5 protein-coding genes and 1 pseudogene are annotated in these 4110 nt (G+C 59.8%); all 6 read left to right on the top strand.

Features of this window, described 5'->3' with window-relative positions; translation table 11 throughout:
* Positions 1–39: 39 nt before the first annotated feature.
* Positions 40–513 (top strand): annotated as a pseudogene (locus tag BF95_RS30845) (FAD-dependent oxidoreductase); the annotation flags it as partial.
* A 236-nt stretch (positions 514–749) separates the two neighbouring features.
* Positions 750–1016, top strand: a complete 267-nt coding sequence (locus BF95_RS30850) for a hypothetical protein (protein ID WP_327195526.1) — start codon at positions 750–752, stop codon at positions 1014–1016.
* Positions 1017–1107: 91 nt separating this feature from the next.
* Positions 1108–1482, top strand: a complete 375-nt coding sequence (locus tag BF95_RS30510) for a DUF4158 domain-containing protein (RefSeq protein ID WP_268747204.1) — start codon at positions 1108–1110, stop codon at positions 1480–1482.
* Positions 1479–3491, top strand: coding sequence for a Tn3 family transposase (locus tag BF95_RS24545; RefSeq protein WP_268747205.1), 2013 nt, complete (start codon positions 1479–1481; stop codon positions 3489–3491). The genes BF95_RS30510 and BF95_RS24545 overlap by 4 nt, the downstream gene beginning before the upstream one ends.
* On the top strand, positions 3419–3838 hold the full coding sequence (locus tag BF95_RS30515; protein WP_268747206.1) for a Tn3 family transposase: 420 nt from the start codon (positions 3419–3421) through the stop codon (positions 3836–3838). The genes BF95_RS24545 and BF95_RS30515 overlap by 73 nt, the downstream gene beginning before the upstream one ends.
* Positions 3805–4074 (top strand): Tn3 family transposase, encoded by a 270-nt coding sequence (locus BF95_RS30520; RefSeq protein ID WP_268747207.1) that lies wholly within the window; start codon positions 3805–3807, stop codon positions 4072–4074. Before BF95_RS30515 ends, BF95_RS30520 begins: the two co-directional genes overlap by 34 nt.
* The last annotated feature ends 36 nt before the right edge of the window (positions 4075–4110 follow it).

The raw sequence follows: 4110 nt of genomic DNA on the forward strand, positions 1-4110 counted from the left end.
GGCGATGCGCCSATGAAGGTCGGCAAGGTCATATTGGCGATGGGTGCGCACGCCGCCGTGCCGCCGATTCCGGGGATGGACAGCGTGCCCTACCTAACCAGCACATCGGCGCTRGCGCTGGATCGCTTGCCCAAATCGCTGCTGGTGATCGGTGGCGGGGTGATYGGGGTWGAACTGGGACAGATGTTTTCGCGTCTGGGCGTTGATGTCACCATCTGCTGCCGAAGCCGCCTGCTYCCCGAAATGGACCCGGAAGTGAGTGCCGCGCTGAAAAACTATTTGGAAGCCGAGGGCGTGCGGGTTTGCGCAGGTGTCGGCTATCAGCGTATCGCCCAAACACAGAGCGGGGTCGAATTGACCTGCGAGGGGCATYGYGACACCGTCGCGGCGGAACAGGTGCTSATCGCCACCGGACGCCGACCCAATAGCGACGGGCTTGGGYTGGAGGAGCGCGGCATAGTGCTTGCCCGTAATGGTGGAATCGTCGTCGATGACCACCTCGAAACGTCGGTTCCAGGCATTTACGCGGCGGGCGATGTAACGGGACGGGACCAGTTCGTCTACATGGCCGCCTATGSCGCAAAACTGGCCGCGCGCAACGCGGTGACGGGCAACCAATACCGCTACGACAATTCCKCCATGCCATCCGTCGTYTTCACYGACCCGCAAGTCGCCAGCGCMGGCCTCACTGAAACKACAGCACGGGCGCAAGGCTGGACATCAAGGTTTCGCTGCTCCCGCTCGAYGCTGTGCCAAGGGCACTGGCAGCACGCGATACGCGGGGTCTCATCAAACTGRTTGCCGACAAGGCRAACGACCGTTTGCTGGGYGGCCAGATCATGGCACCCGAAGGCGCGGATTCGATCCAGACACTGGTGCTGGCGATCAAACACGGCATGACCACCCTGGAATTGGGTGCAACGATATTTCCTTACCTGACCACTGTGGAAGGCCTCAAACTGGCGGCCCAAACGTTTGATAAGGATGTCGCCAAACTGTCTTGCTGCGCCGGGTGATTGTTCGGGGATCAACCGGCAACGAATGGCCTCCCTCCAGTGCAAGCCGCTTTGGTGTCAATTTTGTTATTCGCCTCAGCGGGAGAGCAAAATGGCACGACGCCGACTTCTGACCGGAGACGAGCGCCGGCGCCTGTTCGATCCTCCTGTCCAAGAAACCGCGATCATTGGGCATTATACCCTTTCTGCGGAAGATGTTGAATTGGTTGGGCGCCGCTATGGTCCAGCAAATCGCCTCGGTCTGGCTGCACAAATCGCTTTGATGCGACATCCCGGCTTTGGTCTGCAACCCGAGATCGGGCTTCCCGACGTCATTCTTCAGTACCTCGCGGCACAGTTATTCGTCGATCCTTCCTCCTTCTCTGCATATGGTCAGCGCGCGCAAACCCGTACCGATCATGCCGATCTCGTGGCGCGTTATCTTGCATACGCCCGTTTCGACGCGGCGACCTGGCACTTGCCCTGAATCTTGCCGCGCARGCCGCCGAGTATACAGACAGAGGTGAACCGATTGTTCGCGCCCTMATGGTTGGCCTGAAGGGTGAGCGGTTCATTCTTCCGTCAGGCGACACRCTGGAACGCGCCGGTCTTGCTGGCCGGGCACGCGCACGCAAAGCTGCCGCAGCCGCAATCGTCGAAGGCCTCAGCTCTGCTGAACTGACACGGCTAGACGAACTCGTAATCAACAACCCGGATTTCGGCATGACACCGCTGGCGTGGTTGCGTAATTTCGAAGAAGCCCCGACTGCGGCCAATATCAATGGCTTGCTTGAGCGCCTGCGCTATGTTCGCGGCATAGGTATCCACCCGGTAGTTGGGGGCGCCATTCCGGAATTCCGCTTTGCCCAATTTGTCCGCGAGGGCGGCGTGGCACCGGCATTCCTGCTTTCGGATTACAGCGTCAATCGCAGGCGGGCGACGTTGACGGCCGCAGTGATCGACCTTGAGGCCAGACTTGCCGATGCCGCGATCCAAATGTTTGACCGACTTATCGGCGGCATGTTCACGCGCGCGCGGCGTGGGCGCGAGCGTCGCTACCAAGATAGTATTCAGTCGGTGGGGCAACTCATGCGGCTGTTTGGCGCCACGATTACAGCACTTGATGAGGCTGTCCAGAATGGCGGCGATCCGCTCGAATTGATTGACGAAGCGGTGGGCTGGCACCGGCTTGTTGCGGCAAAGGCCCAAGTAGATGCCCTTGCTGATCTTGCCGGCGAGGACGCACTGGTAACGGCAACCGAGCGTTACGCCACGCTACGGCGTTTCAGCCCGGCATTTCTGGACGCCTTCACCTTCAAGGCGTCTGGAACAGGGACGGCACTGATCAAAGCCATCGATGTCATTCGCGATGCGAACACACGAAAGTCGCGCGACCTTCCCGATGGCGTTCCACTGCCATTCCCCAATCGGCAGTGGAAGCGTCTCATCACCGAAAGCGGCCGTATCGACCGCCGACGTTATGAAATTGCGATCATGGCAACCTTGCGTGATCGTTTGCGCGCCGGTGATGTATGGATCGAGGGAACCCGCAACTATCAGCGCTTCGATGCCTATTTGCTGGGTCGGCGCGACGCCGCCAAAGTGGCGGATGTGCTTCCGTTCGATTCAAATGCTGCATCCTACCTCGCTGACCGGGCACGAAATCTTGACTGGCGGCTGCGCCGATTTGCCAAGCAGTTGAAAACAAACAAGCTTGAGGGAGTGTCGCTCGAACGAGACCGGCTCAAGCTTCAGCAAATGCCGCCTGTCACCCCACCGGAAGCTGAAGCCCTCGATCGCAAGCTCGATACCCTGCTTCCCCGCGTGCGCATCACCGAGCTGCTGCTTGAAGTCGCCGAACGCACTGGTTTTTTGAACGCATTCCGTGACCTGCGCTCAGGCAAGGAGCACGACAACCCCAGCACGGTACTCGCCGCAATTCTGGCTGATGGCACCAACCTCGGGCTGGAGCGGATGGCCAATGCCAGCGAAGGCGTCAGCTATGCCCAACTCGCATGGACCCACAACTGGTATCTTTCACCCGAGAACTATCAGGCCGCGCTGGCCATGATCATCTCAGCCCATCACGAATTACCCTTCGCGCGGCATTGGGGCGCTGGCACCAGTTCGTCGTCCGATGGCCAGTTCTTCCGGTCGGGGCGGAGCCGTTCAGGGGCGGCGGACGTCAATGCCAAATATGGCGCCGAACCTGGCGTGAAAATCTATTCTCACCTTTCCGATCACTTCGCATCATTCGGATCACGGATCATGTCCGCGACGGCAGGTGAAGCGCCTTACGTGCTCGACGGGCTTGTCCTGGGCGCCGGCAACCTTCCGTTGCATGAGCACTATACCGATACCGGCGCGCCACCGATCATGTTTTCGCACTCTGCCACCTACTCGGGTTCCGCTTCGCGCCCCGGCTGCGCGATATTGGCGACCGCAAGCTGGGTTCGATCGCTGCGCCATCGACATACAAGGGCATCGAAAATCTGATGGGCCGCACCATCAAAACGGCAGCGATCGAGGCCGATTGGGATGACATCGTCAGGATTGTCGCCTCAATCAAGGATGGCACGGTGGCGCCGTCAGTAATCTTGCGAAAACTTGCCGCCTACAAACGCCAGAACAGGCTGGATTTTGCATTGGCTGAACTGGGCCGTATCGAGCGCACTTTGTTCACGCTCGATTGGCTCGAACAACCGGAACTGCGCCGTGCCTGTCAGGCCGGTCTCAACAAAGGCGARGCGMGGCACACGCTTGCCGCCGCCATCTATACCRACCGGCAGGTCGGTTCACCGATCGCTCGCTGGAAAATCAGGAATTTCGCGCATCTGGGCTGAACCTGCTGATTGCGGCGATTTCCTACTGGAACACGGTCTATCTCGACCGGGCCGCCCAGCACCTCAACGCTGTCGGCACGACGTTCGATGCGGCACTGCTTGCGCACCTTTCTCCGATGGGCTGGGCGCACATCAGTCTGACCGGCGATTACCTCTGGGAGCAGGCCAGGCGACTTCCAGCAGGTGAATTCCACCCACTCAACGAGCCAATGGCGCGGTTGAAGCGTGTAGCGTAGCCCATGTTCCGCTTATGTCCGAGAAATCGTTGTCTG

Origin of the sequence: Sphingobium sp. Ant17 (assembly GCF_000588875.1) — a bacterium.
GTDB lineage: Bacteria > Pseudomonadota > Alphaproteobacteria > Sphingomonadales > Sphingomonadaceae > Sphingobium.

What these genes read in the sequence shown, in the direction of transcription:
- BF95_RS30510 (WP_268747204.1), top strand. Translation starts at nt 1,108, where the DNA reads ATGGCACGACGCCGACTTCTGACCGGAGACGAGCGCCGGCGCCTGTTC.